Source organism: Deltaproteobacteria bacterium, assembly GCA_016210005.1.
In the GTDB taxonomy this organism is placed as follows: domain Bacteria; phylum Desulfobacterota; class Binatia; order HRBIN30; family JACQVA1; genus JACQVA1.
Genome location: JACQVA010000174.1, coordinates 1 through 20,825, shown reverse-complemented (window position 1 = coordinate 20,825; position 20,825 = coordinate 1). Strand labels below are relative to the sequence as shown.

Annotated in this window: 22 protein-coding genes; 8 read left to right on the top strand and 14 right to left on the bottom strand. The window is 66.5% G+C overall.

Features of this window, described 5'->3' with window-relative positions; genetic code table 11:
• The coding region (locus HY699_17110; protein MBI4517525.1) for a zinc ribbon domain-containing protein at positions 1-1,016 on the bottom strand (1,016 nt) is incomplete at its 3' end.
• 232 nt (positions 1,017-1,248) lie between these two features.
• Here HY699_17110 and HY699_17105 point away from each other — a divergent pair.
• Complete coding sequence (locus HY699_17105) at positions 1,249-1,521, top strand: hypothetical protein (protein ID MBI4517524.1); 273 nt, start codon at positions 1,249-1,251, stop codon at positions 1,519-1,521.
• 106 nt (positions 1,522-1,627) lie between these two features.
• On the opposite strand, the gene HY699_17100 is transcribed toward HY699_17105, so the two are convergent.
• The 7 genes from HY699_17100 to HY699_17070 all read right to left on the bottom strand — a co-directional run bounded on the left by HY699_17100 (position 1,628) and on the right by HY699_17070 (position 9,024).
• The gene (locus tag HY699_17100; protein ID MBI4517523.1) at positions 1,628-4,996 is read right to left on the bottom strand and encodes an AAA family ATPase; all 3,369 of its coding nucleotides are present in this window, start codon (positions 4,994-4,996) and stop codon (positions 1,628-1,630) included.
• A gap of 55 nt (positions 4,997-5,051) precedes the next feature.
• Positions 5,052-5,357, bottom strand: a complete 306-nt coding sequence (locus HY699_17095; protein MBI4517522.1) for a hypothetical protein — start codon at positions 5,355-5,357, stop codon at positions 5,052-5,054.
• Between the two features lie 347 nt (positions 5,358-5,704).
• Positions 5,705-5,941, bottom strand: a complete 237-nt coding sequence (locus HY699_17090) for an AbrB/MazE/SpoVT family DNA-binding domain-containing protein (GenBank protein ID MBI4517521.1) — start codon at positions 5,939-5,941, stop codon at positions 5,705-5,707.
• A 236-nt stretch (positions 5,942-6,177) separates the two neighbouring features.
• A complete protein-coding gene (locus tag HY699_17085; protein ID MBI4517520.1) occupies positions 6,178-7,179 on the bottom strand; it encodes an inorganic phosphate transporter in 1,002 nt (333 codons plus the stop codon).
• Positions 7,180-7,217: 38 nt separating this feature from the next.
• A complete protein-coding gene (locus HY699_17080) occupies positions 7,218-7,847 on the bottom strand; it encodes a DUF47 domain-containing protein (GenBank protein ID MBI4517519.1) in 630 nt (209 codons plus the stop codon).
• 62 nt (positions 7,848-7,909) lie between these two features.
• Positions 7,910-8,602 carry a CYTH domain-containing protein gene (locus HY699_17075; protein ID MBI4517518.1) on the bottom strand — a complete coding sequence of 231 codons (693 nt, stop codon included), beginning with the start codon at positions 8,600-8,602 and terminating at the stop codon, positions 7,910-7,912.
• Complete coding sequence (locus tag HY699_17070) at positions 8,599-9,024, bottom strand: CBS domain-containing protein (protein MBI4517517.1); 426 nt, start codon at positions 9,022-9,024, stop codon at positions 8,599-8,601. The genes HY699_17075 and HY699_17070 overlap by 4 nt, the downstream gene beginning before the upstream one ends.
• 119 nt (positions 9,025-9,143) lie before the next feature.
• On the opposite strand from HY699_17070, the gene HY699_17065 reads away from it, so the two are divergent.
• The gene (locus HY699_17065; protein MBI4517516.1) at positions 9,144-10,064 is read left to right on the top strand and encodes a DMT family transporter; all 921 of its coding nucleotides are present in this window, start codon (positions 9,144-9,146) and stop codon (positions 10,062-10,064) included.
• A 16-nt stretch (positions 10,065-10,080) separates the two neighbouring features.
• On the opposite strand, the gene HY699_17060 is transcribed toward HY699_17065, so the two are convergent.
• Together HY699_17060 and HY699_17055 are read right to left on the bottom strand one after the other, a co-directional pair.
• Positions 10,081-11,004 (bottom strand): VOC family protein, encoded by a 924-nt coding sequence (locus tag HY699_17060; protein ID MBI4517515.1) that lies wholly within the window; start codon positions 11,002-11,004, stop codon positions 10,081-10,083.
• Positions 11,005-11,052: 48 nt separating this feature from the next.
• Entirely contained in the window at positions 11,053-11,730 is a 678-nt protein-coding gene (locus HY699_17055) for a metallophosphoesterase family protein (GenBank protein MBI4517514.1), read from the bottom strand.
• 177 nt (positions 11,731-11,907) lie between these two features.
• Here HY699_17055 and HY699_17050 point away from each other — a divergent pair, with 177 nt between their 5' ends.
• The 3 genes from HY699_17050 (at position 11,908) to HY699_17040 (ending at position 14,122) form a co-directional block, all read left to right on the top strand.
• Positions 11,908-12,672, top strand: a complete 765-nt coding sequence (locus HY699_17050; GenBank protein ID MBI4517513.1) for a crotonase/enoyl-CoA hydratase family protein — start codon at positions 11,908-11,910, stop codon at positions 12,670-12,672.
• 86 nt (positions 12,673-12,758) lie between these two features.
• The gene (locus HY699_17045) at positions 12,759-13,367 is read left to right on the top strand and encodes a glutathione S-transferase family protein (GenBank protein ID MBI4517512.1); all 609 of its coding nucleotides are present in this window, start codon (positions 12,759-12,761) and stop codon (positions 13,365-13,367) included.
• An 89-nt stretch (positions 13,368-13,456) separates the two neighbouring features.
• The gene (locus HY699_17040) at positions 13,457-14,122 is read left to right on the top strand and encodes a glutathione S-transferase N-terminal domain-containing protein (protein MBI4517511.1); all 666 of its coding nucleotides are present in this window, start codon (positions 13,457-13,459) and stop codon (positions 14,120-14,122) included.
• Positions 14,123-14,159: 37 nt separating this feature from the next.
• On the opposite strand, the gene HY699_17035 is transcribed toward HY699_17040, so the two are convergent.
• The 3 genes from HY699_17035 to HY699_17025 form a co-directional block, all read right to left on the bottom strand.
• On the bottom strand, positions 14,160-14,600 hold the full coding sequence (locus HY699_17035; protein MBI4517510.1) for a response regulator: 441 nt from the start codon (positions 14,598-14,600) through the stop codon (positions 14,160-14,162).
• 248 nt (positions 14,601-14,848) lie between these two features.
• Positions 14,849-15,373, bottom strand: a complete 525-nt coding sequence (locus tag HY699_17030) for a hypothetical protein (GenBank protein ID MBI4517509.1) — start codon at positions 15,371-15,373, stop codon at positions 14,849-14,851.
• Between the two features lie 32 nt (positions 15,374-15,405).
• The gene (locus HY699_17025) at positions 15,406-16,878 is read right to left on the bottom strand and encodes a hypothetical protein (protein MBI4517508.1); all 1,473 of its coding nucleotides are present in this window, start codon (positions 16,876-16,878) and stop codon (positions 15,406-15,408) included.
• Positions 16,879-17,123: 245 nt separating this feature from the next.
• On the opposite strand from HY699_17025, the gene HY699_17020 reads away from it, so the two are divergent.
• Positions 17,124-18,479: a hypothetical protein gene (locus tag HY699_17020; protein ID MBI4517507.1), complete on the top strand. Its 1,356-nt coding sequence runs from the start codon at positions 17,124-17,126 to the stop codon at positions 18,477-18,479.
• Positions 18,476-19,876, top strand: a complete 1,401-nt coding sequence (locus HY699_17015) for a hypothetical protein (protein ID MBI4517506.1) — start codon at positions 18,476-18,478, stop codon at positions 19,874-19,876. Before HY699_17020 ends, HY699_17015 begins: the two co-directional genes overlap by 4 nt.
• Before the next feature lie 85 nt (positions 19,877-19,961).
• Here HY699_17015 and HY699_17010 read toward each other — a convergent pair whose 3' ends face one another.
• A complete protein-coding gene (locus HY699_17010; protein ID MBI4517505.1) occupies positions 19,962-20,423 on the bottom strand; it encodes a response regulator in 462 nt (153 codons plus the stop codon).
• Positions 20,424-20,731: 308 nt separating this feature from the next.
• On the opposite strand from HY699_17010, the gene HY699_17005 reads away from it, so the two are divergent.
• The coding region (locus HY699_17005; GenBank protein ID MBI4517504.1) for a GIY-YIG nuclease family protein at positions 20,732-20,825 on the top strand (94 nt) is incomplete at its 3' end.

The window sequence follows — 20,825 nt, the reverse complement described above, 5'->3', positions numbered from 1 at the left end:
TCCCACGCCTGCCTGAGCTGCTCGAGCTGCTCGCGCCGCCCGACAAAGCGCGACAGGCCGCGGTGGGCGGCCACCTCGAGGCGCGTGCGCAACGGCCCGACCCCCTGCAGCTCGTAGACGCGCAGGGGGTCGTGCACGCCTTTGACCGTGAACCGCCCCAGGTCGCCGAGACGGAAGAGCCCCTCCACCAGCCGCGCGGTGTGCTCGCTCAGGTACGCCTTGCCGGGATCGGCCAGCTGCTCCATGCGCTGCGCGAGACCCACGGTGTGGCCTTGGGCCGTGTAGTCCATGCGCAGGTCGTCGCCGATCTTGCCGACCACCACCTCGCCCGAATTGATACCGATGCGCGTCGAGAAGTTCAGGCCGCGCTCGCGCTTGAGGTCCTGCCCATAGCGCTGCAGCTCCTCGCCCAGGCGCAAGGCCGCGTAGCAGGCGCGCTGGGCATGATCCTCGTGCGCAATCGGCGCGCCGAACAGGGCCATGATGCCGTCGCCGGTGTATTGGTTCACCGTCCCTTCGAAGCGATGCACGCCATCCGTGAGGATTTGGAAGAAGCGATCCAGGATACGGTGCCACTCCTCCGGATCGACTTGCTCCGCCAGCTCCATCGAGCCCTTCACGTCGGCGAACAGCACAGTCACCTGCTTGCGCTCGCCTTCGAGGGCGGCGCGGCTGTTCAGAATCTTCTCCGCAAGATGGTGGGGCGTGTAGGAGCGGGGGCTGTCGACTCTCGACTGTCGACTGTCAACTTCCCCAGGGATCTTGTCGGCGAGGTGGCGGGGAGTGTAACTGCTGAGAGCGCGGACGGCCCGTCCGCCGCCCATCCCAGCGGGCGAGCCGCGGGCGCTCCCGGCATCCAGCCTCGCGCCGCACGCGTCGCAGAACTTCTGCGCGGATGGGTTCGGCGCGCCGCAGCCGTGACACGTCACCTCACGCACCAGCGGCGCGGCGCATTTGCCGCAGAACTTCGCCGTCTCGCGATTCTCGTGGCCACAGGCTGAGCAGGTCTGAATCATTGGTTCATTCCTCCTCTGGCTGAGAGCTGACCGCTGCGAGCTGTGAATCGCGCGGCGCGGGCACGGCGATCAACCAGAGCATCAGGGCGGGTCGTGCGTCCAAACACTCCCGAAGCCACGGAAATCGAGGCGGCCGACGACGCCTACTGGGACCAAGTGCCGATCGATGAGCGACTGGCCCTCGCTTTCTGGCTGAGCATTCACCAGTGGAGGTTGCATGGGTGGCGGGAAGATCGACGTGGCCGCAGGCTTTCGCGATCTGTTGCGCGCGTTCGCCGACCATGATGTCCGCTTCCTCATTGTCGGGGCATATGCGCTCGCCGTGTTCGCTCGTGCCTGGCCACGCCGCCTGCGGGCGACGTTTGACGATGTTTCGGTTGCCGTGCTTGGGCGGGCCGACTTCCTCGCCAACAAGCGCGCCACGGGCCGCTTGCAGGACCTTGCTGACGCGGAGCGGCTGGTGCGGACACGCAGGCGCCGCAAACCGACACGGCGCACACCCTGAGCGAACCGCCCGCCCACAGCTCCCACACCGCCGCGCCAGACACGTACCGCATTCCTCGCAGAACCGGACTCCCGCACGATTCTTGCGGCCACATGCTGAGTTCATTTCATCGCCCCGGCGACAGCTCATCGAGCAGCACCTTGGCGTCCCTCAAGTCCTGCGTCTCGCAGCCCTCGGTGAACCGATCGTAGACGGGCTGGAGGAGTTCGCGCGCCTCCTCGCGCTTGTCTTGGCGCTGCCACAGGCAAGCCAGAGATGTTGCGGCCCGGAGCTCCAATAGTCTCGCCCTCTGCCGACGGGCGATCTCGAGCGCCTTGTGGAGACACCGCTCCCCCTCGGCGGGCGGGGCGGTGGTGGCCAGCAACAGCTCTCCCTTGCGCCGCCAGAGCTCGGCGTCCCAGTAGCGGCAGCCCGTCGTTTCGGCGAGGCCCAGCGCCATCTCGAGAGCGCCCAGGGCGTCACTCCGCCGGCCCGCGAGCTCCTGCGTCTCGGCCAGGAAGCCGACGAATATGGGGCCACCCGCCACCGTTCCCGTTGCGGCGACGTCGGCCAGCCCAGCCTGGATCGTCTCGACGCAGCCTTCGGGACGGCCCAGCTCGGCGAGCGCACGGGCACGCGAGACGGCCCCGAAGCCTCGCCAGAGCGGGAACGCCTGCTCGGTGGCGATGGCCACCGTGTCCTCGGCGAGCTCCAGAGCCCGCTGGCAGTCGCGCATCAGGTGGTGCAGAAGCGCGGCGTAGGCATGCGCCAGGGCGGTCGTGTAGGGATGTCCGACGGTCCGGGCCAGCGCGAGGGAGTCGCGGGACAGCGCGAGGGCCCGCTCGGGACGGCCCAGGAACCAGTGGCAGAAGGCCGCGAACGGCATGGCCATCACGCCGGGGTCCTGTCCGTACCGGTAGGCGCCGTGACCATCGCGCTGTAGGTCGTAGAGAGCGATGGATCTCTCGAGATGCTCCAGAGCTCGTTCGAAGTCACCGCCAAAAAAGACCGGGACACCCATGGCCAGGCGGGCCAGGTTCTCGAGCGAGGCGTCGCCTTCGCGCTGCGCCACGGCGAGCAGCTCGCCGCCCAGCTTGGATGCGATGTCCAGGTCGCTCCCCACCAGATGGAAGGAGTAGAGGCCCCAGAGCGCCTGGAAGAGCTGTGCCGTGTCTCCCACCTCGCGGCAGAGTTCGAGGGCGCGGTGGTAAGCTCGCTCTGTCGCCGGCGTGCGGTAGCCGTATACGAGCTGCAAGGGTGCTCCGATTCCGACCTGTAGGACCAACTCGCGTCGCTTGCGCTCCGGCGTGTCGCCAAGCTGCTCGACGAGCTCGAGGGCCTGCTCGAAGTAGCGAACCGACTCCGCGTTGGCCGAGCGCGCGGCCGCCTCCTCTGCTGCCCGCTGGAGGTAGGGCAAGGCCTTCTCGGCGTCGTCCGCCTGGGCGAAGTGATGCGCCACCAGGCCGGGCTGCTCCCGTGTCACCTCCGGCATGTGGTCGACGAGCGTCTCGGCGACTCGCCTGTGGGCGCGGCGCCGCGCGTGGTGCAGCAGCGACTGGTAGGCAGCGTCGCGCAGCAACGCGTGCTTGAACAGGTAGCTGGCCTTCGGTGGCGTGCCGCGTCGATAGAAGAGCTCCTCCTTCTCCGCCAAGTCGAGGACGCGCCGCAGCTCGTCCTCGTTCATGGGCGAGGCGGCCAGCAGCAGATCGTAGCTGAACTCGCGGCCCAGCACGGATCCGAGCTGTGCCAGCTCCTTCACGGGGCCGAGGGCGTCGAGCCGGGCCATGAGCGAGTCCTGGAGGGTTTCCGGGATGTCGAGCTCCGGGCTGTCACCTTTCTCGGGGCCCGGAGTCCGGGACTCGAGGGCGGCCCGGGTGAGCTCCTCGGCGAAGAGCGGGACGCCGTCGCTCCGACGAACGATCCCGTCGAGCCAGGCGTCGGGCAGGGCACGGCCGCGCGCCGCCTTGCGGATCAGGTCGACGAGCTGCGGGCGCGTGAGGCGCGACAGGAGGATCGGCGTCAGGTTGCTGCGCGCACCCCAGGGCGGCTCGAAGTCCGGCCGGTACGTCACGAGCATCAGCACACGCTCCGCGGGCGTCTCCTCGAGGATGCTGCCCAGGATCTCGAGGGTGGAGGGATCGATCCAGTGCAGGTCCTCCACCAGAAGGACTACCGGCTGCTGCCGGCTGAGGCGGAGCAGCCACTCCGTCAGGAGCTTGAGCGTCTTCAGCCGGAGGCCCTCGGGACTCAGGTTCGGTGCCGCGTAGCGAGCGGACAGCGGGAGCCCGTGGAAGGAGGCAAAGATGGGCACTGCCGTGGCGAGCTCGAACCCGGCTAGCTCGAGGCCGGCCTCGAGCCTGGTGAGCTTCCGCTCCGGTGTGTCGCTCGGCAGGAAGGCCAGCGCGGCGCGCTGGAGATCGAGCACGGGGTACAGCGCGCTGTCCTGCGTGTAGGGGCTGGCTCGACACTCGAGCCAGGTGTGCAGCCGATGGGGAAAACGCTCGCGGAACGCCTGCACCAGGCGCGACTTCCCGATCCCGGCCTCGCCGCAGACGAGCACGAGCTGTCCGCGGCCCTCGACGACCTGTGCCCAGCGATCCTCGAGGAGACCGAGCTCCTGCTCGCGGCCGACGAGCGGTGTCAGGCCGTGAGCGGCCGCCACGTCGAGCCGGCTCCGCACGCCACTGGGTTGGACCGCCTCGTAGGCGTGTACGGGCCCGAGGCCCTTCAGCTCGCGCTCGCCCAAGTCTCGGGTGAGGAAGATCCCCGAAACGAGCCGAAGCGTAGCCGCGCTCATCACGACCGAGTTGGGCTCGGCGATCCCCTGGAGGCGTGCGGCTACGTTCGTGGTATCGCCCATCGCGAGCGTCTCGCGACGGGCGCCACCGCCCATCTCGCCCACGACCACCGGTCCGGTGTGGATACCGATTCGAACCGCAATCTCCACGCCGTGCTTCTCCCGTGGCAGCGCGTTGCTCCGGACCTCCGCGTCCACGATACCGAGGCCGGCCCGCACCGCCCGCTCCGCGTCGTCCTCGTGCGCCCGCGGCCAGCCGAAGTAGACCAGCACTCCGTCGCCCAGGTACTGGGCCACGTGGCCGTCGAACCGTTGAACAACCTCGGCAGCGCGCTCTTGGTAGCCGCGCACCACCTCGCGCCAGTCCTCGGGGTCGAGGCGGGAGGCGAGCTCCGTCGAGCTCACGAGGTCGCAGAAGAGCACCGTCAGCTGGCGGCGCTCGGCCTCGGCACTGGGCGTCGGTGCAGAGGCGGGCAAAGCGGCTACCGGTTCGGCCTCGCCGGCTTGCACCGTGCCGCCCATCCACGCGATAGCCTTGCCTTGTCGCGCCGCGACCTGCTGGATGTCGACGAGCTCAGCGATGAGCTCGTCGAGAGCGTCGTCCTCGAGATCGAACTCGCGCTTCAGCCCACGGAGTGAGACGCGCCCATGCTCGCGCAGGTAGCTCTTCGCCCTGGCCACGGTGTCGAGGAAGCTCATCCCAAGGCCCTCGTGCTCACCGCAAGCAGCGGACAGCGCATCGCCGCATTCCCGACTATGGAACCAGCACCGGCGCCTTGTCGAATCGCTTGCCGATGCGGAGGACGCTGAAGTCCCGTCGATCAGTGGTGAGCACGCGCAGGATACGGCGCCGTTCGGCGACCGCTGCAACCATTCGGTCCACCAGCCCAATGCCCAGCTCGCGGAACTTCGCATCGAGTTCGAGCGCGCGGACGATGTCGCGAGGGGTGGCCGGCTCGAACTCGTATGTGGTGGCGGGATCGAAGAGCTCGGCGATCAGCTTGCGGATGGGCGTGCTCATCGCCACGAACAGCCAGTGCGCTGCGCGCAGCTCGCGCACGCGCGTCTCGGCGTCGCCCTCGAGGCGCGCCAGCTCGGCGCGATCGAGATGAATGAACGGCTGGTAGTTCTTGGCGCCGGTCGTCGCCGATCGTGCCGACCACGACCTCGCCCGAGTTGAGACCGATGCGCACGGAGAAGTTCAGGCCGCGCTGGCGTTTGAGATCCTGCCCATAGCGCTGCAGCTCTTCGCCCAGGCGCAAGGCCGCGTAGCAGGCGCAACTCTGCAACTGCCACGGCGCTGACGCAGAGAGCTTCCGGCGCCGATCGCTGTATGTACCGAGTCAACCGGGGATAGCGGCCGGTGAGGTAATCAACGCAGGCGTTGGTATCGAGCAGGTACTTCATTCAGTCGAAGTCGGGGCCGGGTTCGGCGGGTGGCGGCTCCTCCGGGTACGGGAAATCGGGTGCCGTCCCCGCCAGCTCGATGAAGGCTCGGCTCCACCGGCGCCGCGTCGGTTCGAGAACGACCTGGGCGCCACGCCGGGAAATGACGACCTCGCGTTGGTTCTCGAAGCGGTATGCTTTGGGCAATCGCACGGCCTGGCTTCCACCGCTTGTGAACAGCTTCGCGTGCTCGCTCATGTAAGACTCCTACTGCTGCGACGTATATACGCGATGTAGGTATCGCCCGGCAATGGCGTGAGCCGTGTCCGCCCGGCTGCCCACCTTGCATGAGCGCGCTGCGGGTCGGGCGTCCCGCGAAGCGCTTGAGGATATGTGGGGCAGCTCATCTCACCGCCCCTACGACAGCTCGTCGAGCAGCGCCTTGGCTTCTCTGAGGTCGCGGGTCTCGAAGCCTTCGGCGATTGAGCCGTGGTTCAGAACCCGAACAGGCGCAGCAACTCGACGATCAGCATCGCAATCGCCGCGGTGCAGGGGACGGTGAGAATCCAGGCCCACACCACATTGCGGGCCACCCCCCAGCGCACCGCCGACAGGCGCCGCGTGGCACCGACGCCGACAATGGCGCCGGTGATGGTGTGGGTCGTGCTGACCGGAATGCCCGCCACCGCGGTGCCGATGAGCGTGAGCGCGCCGGCGGTCTCGGCGCAGAAACCGCCGATCGGCTGCAGCTTGGTGATCTTCATGCCCATGGTCTGGACGATCCGCCAGCCGCCGAACATGGTGCCGAGCGCAATCGCCGCGTGACAGATCAGCACGACCCAGAACGGCACGTAGAACGTCGGGCCGAGATAGCCGGCGGTAAACAGCAACACGGCAATGACGCCCATGGTCTTTTGTGCATCGTTGGTACCGTGCCCGAGACTGTAGAGCGCCGCCGAGACCAGCTGCAGGCGGCGAAACCATTTGTCCACGCCCGCCGGTGTGGCGCGGCGCACCAGCATCAACACCAGCGTCATCATCGACACACCGATGAGCAGACCGAGCGTTGGCGAGATGAAGATGAAGACGAAGATTCGCACCAGACCCGACACCACCACCACGTGTGGCCCCACCGCCGCAACCGCGGCCCCGGCGAAGCCGGCGATCAGGGCATGCGACGAGCTGGTCGGCAGGCCGTAGAACCAGGTGATCACATCCCAGATGATGGCGGCGCTGAGGCCGGCAAAAACTACCAGCGGCGTCGCCGCGCTGGGATCGATGACGCCTTTGCCGACGGTGGCAGCGACCGCCACGCCGAAGCCGAAAGCAGCCACGAAGTTGAAAAATGCCGCCCATGCCACTGCCTGGCGGGGCGAGAGAACCCGGGTGGAGACGATCGTCGCCACCGAGTTCGCCGCATCGTGGAACCCGTTCATAAAGTCGAACGCGAGCGCGACGAGGATCAGGAAGATGACGAGACCGAGCCCAGCCTCCACGGTACTGCCCCTGTGAACGAATCGTGCCGAGCCGCGGCTCAGGAGTATTCCAAAGCCACGCCCTCGAGGACGTTGGCGACGTCCTCGCAGCGGTCGAGCGCGTCTTCGAGGAAATCGTAGACTTCCTTCAACTTGATGATGCTGACGGGATCCTTGTTGCCGTTGAACAACCGGGCCAGTGCGCTGCGCAACAAGGTGTCACCTTCGTTCTCGAGGCGATTGATGTCGGTGCAGATCTGGATCAGGGCGTCACGGTCCTTGAGATTGCGCAATCCGGCCATGGCCCGGTTCACCTGCGTGACGGCTTCGACCAGGACCTCGGCGAGTTGGATGGCGTCCTGGTCCGCATGGCTGATGCCGTACAGCCATACCCGTTCCGAGGTGGCTTCGATCAGATCGAGGATGTCGTCGAGGCGGCTGATCAGCCGGTGGATGTCGCCGCGGTCGATCGGGGTGACGAAGGTCTTGTGCAGCGTCTCCACCGCGCGGTGGGTGATGACATCGCCCTCGTGCTCGACCTCCTTGATGCGCCGCGCCTGGCCGGCGGGATCACCCGGCGTGGCCAGCATCGCGTGCAGCAACTTGGCCGCCTCCAAGGTCTTGGCGGCGTGTTGCTCGAACAGATCGAAGAACCCTTTGCCTTCACTCGGGAACAATCGTGCAAACATGGCGCCGCGGATACTAGTAACGCCGGAGAAATAAGTAAAGGTGGGGCGCGAGCCCGCTCGGCTCAGCCGCGGAGCACTCGCCGGTGCAGCAACGCCAGGCCGCGCGCAAACTTGGAGTCGGACGAGGTCGGCAGATCGAAGCGGGCTTGGAGCAAGCGCGCCAACCGCAGCACGTCCCGGCGCGTGCCGTGGGCCAGCTCGATCTCGAGCTCGTCGTAGCACTCGTGGCGTGGGCGGAGGCGGCTCGGCACGCTCAAGCGCACGCTATCCAACACCATCTCAGCCACCGGCCGCGTGCCGCCGCCTTCGACGAAGACATCGAAAAGGCGGCGGCGGATCTCGGTGATCAAGATGGGCACCAGCGGCTGGGTGCCGACGAGGCCGGCCAGGCGATCGGCGAGCGGACCGGCGGGAAGGACGAACGGCATTCGTGGGGTGCCCCGTAGCGGTAGGCTCAGCTCGGGCCGCTGGTGCATGAAGCCGCGCACTCGCCCGCGCCACTTGGCGGTGGCTTCCCACTGCCGCCCGTGACGGCGCAACCGCAGGGCAACACCGCGCTGGGCGAGCGCCAGATCGGCGGTGTCGAGATAGAGCGAATGCGGCCGCACCCGCCGGCGCGGGCGCAGCACGTAGGGGCCGATCTGCCGCAGCCGCGCCAGGGCGCGCAGGGTAGCCGCTTGCGGCACCAGCAGCTTGGCCTCGACTTCCACGGGCGCCCTGCGCGCGCCCGGGCGCTGGCCGGCCACGCCCGTCACTTCCCGATGCTCTGGCACAGGGCGCGGGCGATGTCCTCGCGCGCCACCATGCCCACCAGCTTGCCGCCGGCATCGACCACCGGGAAGGCTTTGGTGCGCAAATCGACCATCATCTGCAGCACGCGGGTCAGCGGCCGATCCTCGGGCACGGTCACCACCGTGGGCGTCATTACCGCGCCAATCGTCTTCTTCATGATCGTTTCGTACGGCGGTACCACCGAGCGGGGGTTGAAGAGGAAGGCCTTGAGAAAATCGAGCTTGGTGACGAAGCCCACCAGTTCACCGGCATCGACCACCGGGCAGCCGTTGAACTCGTGGGTGGCGAAGATCTGCTCCAACTCGGCCAGTGATTGCCCCGGCGACACGTAAACTACCGACCGTGTCATCACATCACGAGTGGCGAGCGACAAGAAAGCGTACATGGCGGTCCCTCCCCAGCAGCTGGCTTTCTAGCACACCTGCACGGCAAAGCCGCCATTGCTCTTGGTCCAACTCTCGTTGAACCCTGCTCGCGGCAGCGGGAGCGAGATGGTATCGGGTCTTGGTGAACACGCTTGCGATACCGGCGGCACCGACCGGCCGCACACAGGCTGAAGTGCTGGCTTACGCCGGCCTGACGTTCTCCAGCGTGGCCTGGGCGCTGGCGTTCGTGCTCGGCAAGATAGTGGTCGGCGAGATGATGCCGCTGGCGGTGGCGACTTGGCGCTTCGTGGCGGCAGCGCTGGTGTTGCTGCCCTTTGCCTTACGAGAGGGCCGGCCGCGTGGCCTCGGCGCCGTGGCGCTGCCGCTGGCGATCATGGTGGTGTGCGGCGGGCTGATGTATCAATGGATGTTCTTCGCTGCGCTCGCTCGCACCAGCGCCACCAACACCGCGCTGCTGGTGGCGCTCAACCCGGTCTTGACGCTCTTGTTGTCGCCGCTGATCGGGGAGCAGCTACGCCGCCAGCAGCTGATGGGGGTGGTGCTGGCACTGGCGGGGGCGGTGCTGGTGATAACCAAAGGTGACCTAGGGCACCTGGGGCAGCTCACGCTCGCGGGTGGCGACCTGCTGGCATTGGCAGCGGCGGCCATGTGGGCGGCGTTCAACCTCGCCTCCCGTCGAGTGGTGGCGCAGCTGTCGCCGTCCTTCACCAACTGTGTGGTGTACAGCTGTGGCGGCGTGGCCTTGCTGCTGATCGGTTGGGGCGAGCAGCCTTGGGCCCAGCTCGCCGCTGCCAGCCCGGGTGCCGTGGGTAGCATTCTGGTGATGGCGGTGCTGGCGTCGGTGCTGGCGGGCCAGCTGTTTCTGGTCGGGGTACGGGTGCTGGGCGTGAGTCACACGGTCGTCTTCGTGTACTTGGTACCGGTGATCACGGCGCTGCTGTCCCGTCTGGCGTTGGGCGAGCAATTCGAGTTGGCGCAAGCCGCCGGCGGCTCGGCGGTGCTGGCCGGGGTGTATTGGACCACCCGCCGCCGCGCGTAGTGAAGCTGCGGACCGTTCAATCGCTCGGGTGATTCCCCGCCCCGGCGGCGTGTTCGAGCAACTGGTCGAAGATAGGCGTCTCCCAGAATTGAATCAGTACGCCGTGCGCACTGCGCGGGGAGATGAACGCGGTCTTGTAGCCTTGGCCCAGGTCGGCGCGGTCAACGATGCGCACGCCCTCGGCTTCGAGCTGTGCGAGCAAAGGATCCAGGCGTTCGACGTCGATCGAGAGGTGATGGAAACCCTCGCCACGCTTGGCCAGAAAGCGGGCCACGAAGCCCGGCGGCTGCCCGGGGAGCTGCTCGATCAGCTCGATCTTGTAACCCTTGAGCGAGAAATTGGTGAGCGCGAAGCTGCCGTCGTAGCCGGGATGCTTGTCCGGCCCGAGCGTGATCGGGAAGTAGCGGCGAAAGAAGCCGAGGGTGGTGTCGATGCTGCGCACGGCTAGTGAGACATGATCGACGAACATGCGGATGTTCTCGCCCGAGCGCAGCCGCAGTGCGGCGGCACGTGGTCGTTGCGGCTCCGCCAGCTCGGGCGAGTGCCAGAACTGCACTAGCGCGCCGTAGGCGCTGCGCGGGGAGATGAAGGCGGTCATGTGGTTTTCCCCCCCGCTCCAGCGATCAACGATACGCAGGCCATCTCGTTCCAGCCGCGCCGCCAGCGCCGGCAGCTGCGTGGTTTCGAGGGACAAGTGGTGCAGCCCCTCGCCGCGCCGATCGATGAAGCGGTGCACGAAGCTGCCCGGACGAGCCGCCTCGATTAGCTCCAGCTTGAAGTTGCCGATGTAGCAGTCACACCAGTTGAAGTCGTCGGTGTAGCCCGGGCGCTTCTCGACGTTCATGGCAAGCGGCAGAAGGGAGCGGAAACGGGCCAGCGCGGCATCGATATCGCGCACGGCTATGGAAACGTGGTCAACCCGCATCGGGTGAATGGTCATGAAGAGTAGCTCCGGTGGTGAGCAGTCAGAAAGAAGCGGCGCGGCGTCTCAGTCGCGCCCGAGGAATTTCAGCTCGGCGTTCAATCCCGCGGGCGAGTCGGTGACGAGGATGTAGCCGCCGTCTTTGAGCGCGCCGGCATTGATGATGGTGGTGCGCCCGAGGCGGTCAACGCCGGCGGATTCATGAATGTGGCCGGTAATGCAGAGCTCGGGCTGGTGCTGCTCGATGAACTTGCGCACGGCAGCGCTGCCGACGTGCGCGCCGGTGATAATGCGGTCGGTGGCGGTGTTCAGCGGCGGCGTGTGACAGACCATCAGGCGGCGCGGCGCCGCGGCAACACCGGCATGGGCCGCGGCCAGTAACGCCGCCAGTTCGTCTTCGCGGTATTCGGTCGGAGTGTGAAAGGGGGTGAGGTTAGAGCCGCCGCAGCCGAATATGCCGAGGTCGCCGAAGCGGCGCGATTCGCCGTGGAGGCAGATGCCGGCGGTCCGCAGAAAGTCGATCACCTCGGGCTGATCGAGATTACCCGACAGCGCCAGCACCTGCCGGGCGTGCGCTGCAATTGCGTCCAACACCGGCTGGGCATCGGCGCCGCCGCCGAAGTTGGTGAGATCGCCGGACAGTATCACCAAGTCGGCCGTGACCAGCTCCGGCGCCAGCCGCGCGATAGTACCGACCGACATGTGGATGTCGCCGAAGGAGACGATGCGCATCGCTTCATTCATTCCAGAGGGCTGCCCATGGGTCAACGCCGGGCGGCCAAGAGGCGGGTACAGCTTTCGGCAGATCGGATGTGTGGAGACAGCGTAGAAGCATGAGCGCTTCTTTCAAACGGCTTCTAACCGGTTGCCTGGTGGCCCTCCGTACCATACAAAACGGCTCGGCTCCGGAGGTGGATTTCGATGGCTGTGCGCATTGAACGAAAGGGTCCGATCTTCACTGTCGTGCTCTCGCGCCCGGAGCGGCGCAATGCCGTCGATCAAGCGACGGCAACGGCATTGGCCAACGCGTTCCGCGAGTTCGACGCAGACCCGAGCGCCGCAGTTGCTGTGCTCTTCGGCGAGGGCGGTACTTTCTGCGCGGGTGCCGATCTCAAGGCGGTGGCAGCGGGACAGGGGCAGGCGGTCCGCGAAGACGGCGACGGTCCGATGGGACCCAGCCGCATGCTCTTGACCAAACCGGTAATCGCGGCGGTGGCGGGCTACGCGGTCGCCGGCGGTTTGGAACTGGCGCTGTGGTGTGATCTGCGAGTGGCCGAGCGCAGCGCGCAGTTCGGCGTATTCTGCCGGCGCTGGGGCGTGCCGCTCATTGACGGCGGTACAGTGCGCCTGCCGCGCATCGTCGGACTCGGGCGCGCACTCGACATGATTCTCACCGGACGCCCGGTCGGTGCGGACGAGGCGCTGCGCGTCGGTTTGGCCGATCGTGTCGTTGACGACGGCCAAGCGCGGCCGGCCGCCGAAGCCCTGGCCGAGCAGATCGCTGCCTTCCCGCAGCTCTGTATGCGCGCCGATCGGCGCTCGGCCTACGAGCAAGCGGAACGCTCAATCGAGCAAGCGCTGCGCCACGAATTCCGCGGTGGCCTGGAAGTGATCCGCGCCGGTGAGACCCTCGCCGGGGCCCGCCGCTTCGCCGGCGGCGCCGGCCGGCACGGCCAGTTCGAGTAGCGGGCCAGAGTCCGAATCGCCCCGCCCTTGCCTGGCGGCGGCAGCGTGGTATGGCCGGGGGGCCGTCGAAGGCAGCGGAGGTCAACGTGAAGATCTACGATAGTCAGACCGCTCCGAACCCGCGCCGCGTGCGCATCTTCCTGGCCGAGAAGGGCATCGAGGTACCCTACGAGCAGGTCGACATCGTCAAAGCCGACAATCGCTCACCGGCGTTTCGCAAGAAGAACCCGCTCGGGGTAGTACCCGTGCTCGAACTCGATGACGGCACTTGCATCGCCGAGAGCGTAGCGATCTGCCGTTACTTCGAGGAGCTACATCCGAATCCGCCACTACTGGGAACCGGCGCGCTCGAACGCGCCCTGGTCGAAATGTGGCAGCGGCGGATGGAGTTCGAGGTCTTCATCCCGATCGCGCAGGTGTTCCGCAACACCCACGCCTTCTTCAAAGGCCGCATTCCGCAGGTGCCGGAGTACGGCGAGGCGTGCCGCGCACAAGCGCTCGAACGGCTCGCCTGGCTGGACGAGGTGCTCGCCGAGCGCGAGTTCATCGCCGGCGCGCGCTATACCATCGCCGATATCACCGCGCTCTGCGGCATCGACTTCGGGCGGATCACCGGCATCCGCATCGCCTCCGAGCAGAAAAACCTCGCCCGCTGGCACGCTGCCGTTTCGGGCCGGCCGAGCGCCAAGGCGTAAGGCGAGCAAACACCCGGCCGCAGGGGGCGCGGACGCTAGCGCCTGGACCGCGCCCCCTGCGGCCCAGAGTAGTGGCTAAGGGTTTGTTCATGATTGATCTCTACACCGCCAATACACCCAACGGCTGGAAGGTCTCGATCATGCTCGAAGAGCTCGGGTTGCCGTATAACGTGCGGGCGTTGCGGCTGCACGAGAACGAGCAGAAAGAGCCTTGGTATTTGGCGCTCAACCCCAACGGCCGCATCCCGACCATCGTTGACCACGACAACGATGACTTGGTTGTCTTCGAGTCCGGCGCCATCCTCATATACCTGGCCGAGAAGACCGGCCGGTTGTTGCCGAGTGATCCGAAGCAGCGCTCGGAGGTGCTCCAGTGGTTGATGTTCCAGATGGCCGGAGTCGGCCCGATGCAGGGGCAGGCGCACGTCTTCTTCCGTTACGCGCCGCAGCAGATCGAGTACGCCATCAAGCGCTATCAAGACGAAACCACCCGGCTCTATCGTGTCCTCGACACCCGCCTGCGCGATCACGAGTATCTCGCCGGCGAATACTCGATCGCCGACATCGCCACCTGGCCGTGGGTACGCATCTACTTCTGGGCCGGCATCGAGATCGACGATATGCCGAACCTGAAGCGGTGGCTGGGTCAGATCCGGACTCGCGAGGCGGTCGACCGCGGCATTGCGGTACCTGGCAAAGAAGAGCCCGAGTCCGGGCGCAAGTGGCTGGAGAAGTTTCGCGCCGAGGGCCGGTAAGCGCTCGCCGGTCGCGCATCAGGCAGGCAGTGGGCTGCTAGACCACGGCTTCCTGCTGCAAGCGGCGGTCGAGCGCATCGAGCGCTTTAACCCGCGCGCGAGCGCCGAGATGGGTGCGCACAGTTTGCACTAAACGAGCCCGCGACACCGGGCGGGGCAAGAAGTCCACCAGCCCCTCGCACATCGCTCGCTCGCGATTCGACAGATTATCATGGCAAGTGAACAGGACGACCGGAATGTTCCGGCCGGCTGGCCGCTCGCGCAAGGCCGCCAGTGTTGCCCAGCCGTCCATCACCGGCATGCCCAGATCAAGCAGGATCAAGTCGATTGGTTCCTGGCCAACCACATCCAGGCACTCCAAGCCGCCGGTTGCAGTGCGGCAGCGGATGCCCTCCCGTTCCAGCGATCGGACGGTGATGTCGAGGTTCGCCGGGACATCATCGACCACCAATACCGTTCCTGTCTCGATCGTGCGCATGGTACAGCACCAACCTTTCCGGCTTCGGCGCTGTACAACCTTCGTGCCGCGCCGCCTCGATTCCGCGCCACCTGTGTCGAACCGGCAATACCGCCGGTAGGGAGAGCCAAATCTTGACGACTGTGCCAGCCGCTGACGCTGTCGCCCACCCGAAAGACGAAAGATGGCGGCAACACGACCGGCCATCTCGCCCAGCACAGCGCAGAGCAGGCGCGCAGTGCGGTGCGGTGACCGCCGGCCGCACCGGCTCACGGCATCAGGATGCTGACCACCACGCCCAGCAGAAAGTACGCCCCGAAGCCGAGTCCGCCGATGAGTGCACCGCGCGCCAACGATGCTTTGAAGGCGGCGCGGGTTGCCACCAGGCAAGCCGCCAGCAGCCAGAACCAGACGATGATGCGCACGAAATCGCCCACCACCGGCAGCGCTCCGAACAGCGTTACTACCGCCGGCATGTCGGCAAAACCGAGGCAGGCCACCAGCTTGCGATACGAAGGACGTGGCGGGCGCGCGATGCCCGCGCCGGTGGCGTGAATGAACAACCCCAACATCAGCCAGCTCACCAGGCTGACGAAGATGCCCAGCAACAAGCCCACGTTTCCGAGCGCCGGCACGAAGCGGGTGCCGTTGGCGAGCCCGGCGAGAATCACCACGCCGATGGCTTGCGACAGCCCCGCGCGATCGCCAGCGACCTCTTCGTAGAGGGTGCGATCCAGAATCAGCGCGCGAACCAACCGCTCGATCAGGCTCGAGCTGCGGACTGAAGTAGTCATCGCGTTTCCCTTATCCCAATTTCATACCCGCTTCATCGGGCCGGGCTGCCGTCGCGCCGGCGGCGGAAGATCACACAGTCGTCATCCTCGTAAGCCCGCTCCATCCCGGTATCGGCGTCGAGCTCGGCCCGCAGGCGCTGGTGGGAGTGATCGCTCACGATCACCTCCGATTGAAACCGCTCGAGCCAGCGCGACGGCTGCGCGACCTCGCCGCGGCCGATTTGCTGCCACAGCCGATACAACGCCGGGTCCTGTTGCGCCAGGTAGGCCGGGTCCAAGCCGAGCACGTAGCGATTGCGCTGGTTGTGGAAGAAGAGCAACGGGAAGTCATCCCAATCAGGAGTGAACACAATCGCCCCAGCCTCCGTGTACGCCGCCAGCCAGGCGGCACCCCCCGCGTAGCGCTCCGGCGCCGGTCTTTGTCGCAACCGCACGACTGCCAGCGCGGAGCTGGCGCCGCAGCCGACCACGATGAGCAACGCCAGCAGCCGGCGCCAGTTCCCGCGCAAGTGCGCCAAACGCTGTGTCAGCCAAGGGTCGAGTGCCGCCGCCACCGCAATCAGCACGAACGGGGCCGCGTATTCGATGAAACGGCGGGAGCGCCACACCAGAAAGAAGAAGAGGGCTCCCACCAGTATCAGCGTCAGCCACTTCAGCTCCAGTTCCCGGCGCGTACGCCAGACCAGTACGGCAACGGCCATCAGCACCGCCGCGGCCCCTGCCCACCCGAGCCACTGCGCCACTGGATAGGGATACCACTCGCTGCCGACGTTCATGGCCTCGCCGATCTCGGCCTTCCCCCAGTAGTGATGGGCAACGAACCAGATGTCATTCGGGAAGTACGGATTGACGATCAGCCCGACGGCGATGCCGAGCGCCGGGTAGGCCAGCGCCCGCCACTCCACGCGGCGCTCTATCACCGCTACGGCTGCCGCCAGCGCGGCCGCGATCGCGAGCAGGAGCGGGAAGGCATCGTAGAGCCAGGTGTAGACCACCGCCAGCGGCAGCAGCCACACCAAGCGCCGCGCCAGCACCAGCTCCAGCGCCGCGAGTAATACCACCAGTGACAGTGCCTGCACCCGTGGCATCTGCATGCGAAAGAGGAAGTCAGGGGCCACGGCGAACATTGCGGCCAGCCACCACCCGGCACGGGCGATACCGCGGCGCACCAGCACAACGTAGACGGCCGCGAACGCCAACGCCCCAAACAGCGCGCTCGCCCACTTGGTGCCCTGTATAACCTCGACCGCGGCGAACGGGGCCAACAACACGTGGAACAGCATGTGGTGGTCGTAGTACCGATCCGCCGAGCGGATGGTCAGCGGCAACCAGGGAAAGGCGGGCGGGAACTCACTCACGCCCCCCTGCCACAGCATCGCCGCATAACGGGCGTGGAAATAACCGTCGATCGAGCCCAGCGCCGAGGTCGAAAACTGCAAGGCCACGGACAAGCCGCCGAGCAGCCCGACCATCGCCACGTGACGCCATCGCTGCCGGCCGGCCATCGCCGCTCCTTAACGCGGCACCCGGCCACACGGCAAATACCCCGACGACGGCCCCTATGCCGGGGGCGCCGAATTGCGCCGCCATCGTTATCCGGTTGCCAGTCGCCACGCCCCTGCCGGTGCTTAGATGCGCTCTTCAACCTCCCAGTCAGCCGGCTTCTCCGCGCTCCGACGTGGCATCTGCCTTGCTGTCCGACATCGGGACGGGATGGGCAAGTAAGGACCAAGAAGAGGGGGAAAGCCTAGTGGCGGCCGATGTTCAGAGCCTGAGCCGAAAGCGCGCTTTCATTCTACTGCGGTACGCGTTCATCATCGCGGCGGGCTACCTCATCCTGTTCGAGGGCAACCCCGTGGCCCTGGACCGTGCTATCCCCTTCCTGATCGTCGGGGCCCTGCTCTCGAATGCGATCCTGAGTCTGTTGCCGGAGAGCTACTTGTTCTCCTGGCCGATCCAGATTCCGGTGTTGATTGCCGACACCCTGTGGATCGCCTACAGCCTCTCCCTACCCGGGCAAGTCGGCCAGCAGTTCTTCCTGCTGTACTTCTTCGTCCTGACCTTGGCGGCGGTGGGTGAAAGCCTCACCACCGCGCTCGTTGGTGCGGTGTTGATCGGGGCCGTCGATTGCTACTTCTCCACCACGGCAGGGTCGGTGTGGACCTCCCCGTCGCTCATTCGCGTTCCGTTCTTCTTCACCGTTGCGCTGTTTTACGGCCACATCGGTAACGGGGCACGCAGCGAGCGGGAACGCCTGGTGCGCGATCGCGAGGTCGCCAAGCAGCTCGAGCGGCTGGTGCAAATCCGCACGCAGGAAGCCAACGCACGCGCCGAGGCGATGGAAGCGCTCTACAAGCAGGCCGAGGAGGGCAGTCGGCTCAAGTCCGAGTTTGTGGCTGCCGTTTCGCATGAATTGCTCAGCCCGCTGCACGTCATCCTCGGGTACGGCGACCTGTTGGCGCAGGGCACCTGGGGCAGCATTGACGACGCGGCTCGCGAACTGGTGGAGCGGATGCGCCACAACGGCCGGCGCTTGCTGGCGATGGTCACTAACGTGCTCGACTTGGCCAAGGCCGATACCGGTCACACGCCGCTGTTTCCCGGCCCCGTCGATCTGGTCGAGTTGGCCGGGGATGTCACCGACCCTGCCACCCTGCCGCGGCCAGCCTACATTACCGTGCGCACCGAGTTGGCGCCCGCGCTGCCGGTCGTCACCACCGACGGCCACAAGCTGCGGATGATCCTCGGCCACCTGCTCAGCAACGCGGTCAAGTTCACCCACGCCGGCGAGGTGGTGTTGTCGGCAACCTTCGACGCCGCGACCGCTAAGCTGTCGTTCGCGGTCAGCGACACCGGTATCGGCATTCGGCCGGAAGACGTGGCGACCATCTTCCAAGATTTCCGCCAACTCGACGGGGCGCTGCACCGGCGTTACGAGGGCCTGGGCCTCGGTTTACCCTTGGCCCGGCGTTACACCGACCTCCTCGGTGGTTCCCTGAGCGTACGCAGCACTCCGGGTGTGGGCAGCACATTCACTCTTGCGCTGGCCGTGGCCACGGTAGCGAGCGAGGCGGGCGCCGACACCAGCGCGCGGCAAGTCGCATGAACCCGGCGGCAGCGCCGGCGGCGGAGCGGCGGCAAACCTTTCTCGTCGTCCGGTACGTTCTCATCCTCGCCGTCGGCTCGCTCGCTGTTGTCGAGAAGCCGCTACTGCCGGCGGGCATCGTGGCACTGATCTGCGGCGCCCTGCTCTCCAACCTGGCGCTGCGCTGGGTGCCGATTGCCCACTTTTTCCGCTGGTGGGTGCAGGGACCGATACTGATCAGCGACACGGTGTGGGTCTCGGTGGTGCTGTTGTCGGGCAACCTCTCGCAGGAGTTCTTTCTCTTCTTCTTCGTGCTGTTCCTGGCCGCCATCAGCGAGAGCCTGGGGCTACTCGCCGTCGGCGCGGTTCTCATCGGCACGGCCAGCCTGGTACTAGCCGGCTCGGCTGCGACTTTGAGTGCCGCCTCGCTCATTCGGGTGCCGTTCTTCTTCGCCGCGGCGCTGTTCTACGGCTACATCGTCGACAACACCAAGCAGGAGCGGCGAGCAGCCGCCGAGCAGGAGGCGTGGGCCAAGGAGCTAGCGGCGCAAGTGCGCGCGCGCACCCGCGAGTTGGAACAGCAAAGCCAACAACTGCGCCGCCTTTACCATCGCGTGATCGAGGCCAACCGCCTGAAATCGGAATTCGTCGCCAACATGTCGCATGAGCTGCGCTCGCCGCTCAACATCATCATCGGTTACATCGACCTGCTGATGAGCGGTGAGTTCGGAGCGCTGCCGCAAGAGGCAGTGGATATCTGTGAACACGTCGACCATAATGCCCGCAAGCTCCACCGCCTAATGGAAAACGTGCTCGACTTCGCCAAGCTGGAAGAGCATCAGGTGGTGGTGCGGCGTTCCGCGGTCGCGGTGCCGACGCTGGTGCGCCAGGTGGTCGCCGCGGTGTGCCAGCCGCGGCCGGCCGACGTCACCATTGCTGTGGATGTGCCCTCCGACCTGCCGGCAATCGAAACCGACGCCCCCAAGCTGAGCGCGATCATCGAACAGCTGCTTTCCAATGCCATCAAGTTCACACCTCCTCGCGGCCGCATCACCGTCAGTGTCTGCGACCTGAGCGCCGAGGGCCGGCTGCGGTTCGCGCTAAGCGACACCGGCATGGGCATTCGGCCCGCGCATCTGAAGCTGATTTTCGAGGACTTCCGTCAGATTGACGGCACCTCGACGCGTGCGCACGGCGGACTCGGCCTGGGCTTGGCGCTGGTGCGCCGTTACGTCGGCCTGCTCGGCGGCGAGATCACCGTGGCCTCGGAGCTGGGCCGCGGTTCGAGCTTCTGTTTCACACTGCCTTATCGGCTCAACGGCCAAGTCGACAAAGAGCAGCTGATCGCCGACCCACTCAACGGCGAAGTCGCGACAGCGGCGGCCGAAACCGAAGAAAGCGCCGCCCAGTCGGTTTAGCAACCGGCCCCTCTGAGCAAGAGCAGGCGCGCGCTTCGGGCGCGGCGAATACCCGGCACCAGCACCCTGGCCAGGCGGCGGGCACTCAGGCGGCGAGGCGGACGAGATAGAGGCCGGCTTCGGCTAGGTCGCCGATAACACCGAGAAGCTTAGACACGTCGAGGGGCTTTTCCAGGAACGCCAGCGCGCCGTGTTGCTCACATTGGATGCGCTCGGCTTCGGAACAGCTGCCGCTGACCACCACCACCGGCACGCCGCGCAGCTGGGGATCGTCTTGGAGCGCTGCGAGCAAACCCCAGCCGCCCACGCCGGGCAAATGAAGATCGAGCAACACCAAGCTGATCGCTGGCCGGCGCGGGTTGGTCCCTTCTTCCCCGCGCAGCACCCGCAGTGCGGTATCCGGGTCCCAGGTTCGAATCACCGGATTCAGCACTCGCCCGCGACGCAACGCCCGCAGCGTCAGCTCGACGTCGTCGGGATCGTCGTCGACCAGTAGAATCGGTCCGCCGTCGACGTCTGCGGGTTGACGCATGCTGTGATCGGCCATGGCGATAGTCTCCTTCGACTGAGTGGCGGTGGCAATACGCATAGCTTGCGACAAGTGCCAGTTGCGTACCAAGTCCGCCGCAACCCGCTGGCGCTGCCCGCGGCGCCGTCAGTGCCTTTGCGGCCTGGCATGGCTGACGCGAGGCAGGCGCTCTCGCCAGGAACGTCAGGTGGGTGACGCCACGCGCCGGCGCCACGCCAACTAGGTGCGCGACAAATCTGTGGGTAACGTGGTGCCGACCCTGATCCTGTTCGGTGTTATGGCCGTCATTCCCGCGAAAGCGGGAATCCAGTTCGGCGTTTGGCGCTATGGACAAGCAGTTCTGCGTTTACATCCTGGCCAGCAAACGGAACGGCACGCTGTACATTGGGGTGACCTCACAGCTGGCAACGCGGGTGTGGC

Coding starts and splice junctions, on each gene's coding strand:
- HY699_17080 (MBI4517519.1), bottom strand. CDS start 7,847: ATGTTTGCACGATTGTTCCCGAGTGAAGGCAAAGGGTTCTTCGATCTG.
- HY699_17010 (MBI4517505.1), bottom strand. CDS start 20,423: ATGGCCGATCACAGCATGCGTCAACCCGCAGACGTCGACGGCGGACCG.
- HY699_17070 (MBI4517517.1), bottom strand. CDS start 9,024: ATGTACGCTTTCTTGTCGCTCGCCACTCGTGATGTGATGACACGGTCG.
- HY699_17050 (MBI4517513.1), top strand. CDS start 11,908: ATGGCTGTGCGCATTGAACGAAAGGGTCCGATCTTCACTGTCGTGCTC.
- HY699_17035 (MBI4517510.1), bottom strand. CDS start 14,600: ATGCGCACGATCGAGACAGGAACGGTATTGGTGGTCGATGATGTCCCG.
- HY699_17100 (MBI4517523.1), bottom strand. CDS start 4,996: ATGAGCTTCCTCGACACCGTGGCCAGGGCGAAGAGCTACCTGCGCGAG.
- HY699_17060 (MBI4517515.1), bottom strand. CDS start 11,004: ATGACCATTCACCCGATGCGGGTTGACCACGTTTCCATAGCCGTGCGC.
- HY699_17055 (MBI4517514.1), bottom strand. CDS start 11,730: ATGAATGAAGCGATGCGCATCGTCTCCTTCGGCGACATCCACATGTCG.
- HY699_17090 (MBI4517521.1), bottom strand. CDS start 5,941: ATGAGCGAGCACGCGAAGCTGTTCACAAGCGGTGGAAGCCAGGCCGTG.
- HY699_17025 (MBI4517508.1), bottom strand. CDS start 16,878: ATGGCCGGCCGGCAGCGATGGCGTCACGTGGCGATGGTCGGGCTGCTC.
- HY699_17030 (MBI4517509.1), bottom strand. CDS start 15,373: ATGACTACTTCAGTCCGCAGCTCGAGCCTGATCGAGCGGTTGGTTCGC.
- HY699_17015 (MBI4517506.1), top strand. CDS start 18,476: ATGAACCCGGCGGCAGCGCCGGCGGCGGAGCGGCGGCAAACCTTTCTC.
- HY699_17040 (MBI4517511.1), top strand. CDS start 13,457: ATGATTGATCTCTACACCGCCAATACACCCAACGGCTGGAAGGTCTCG.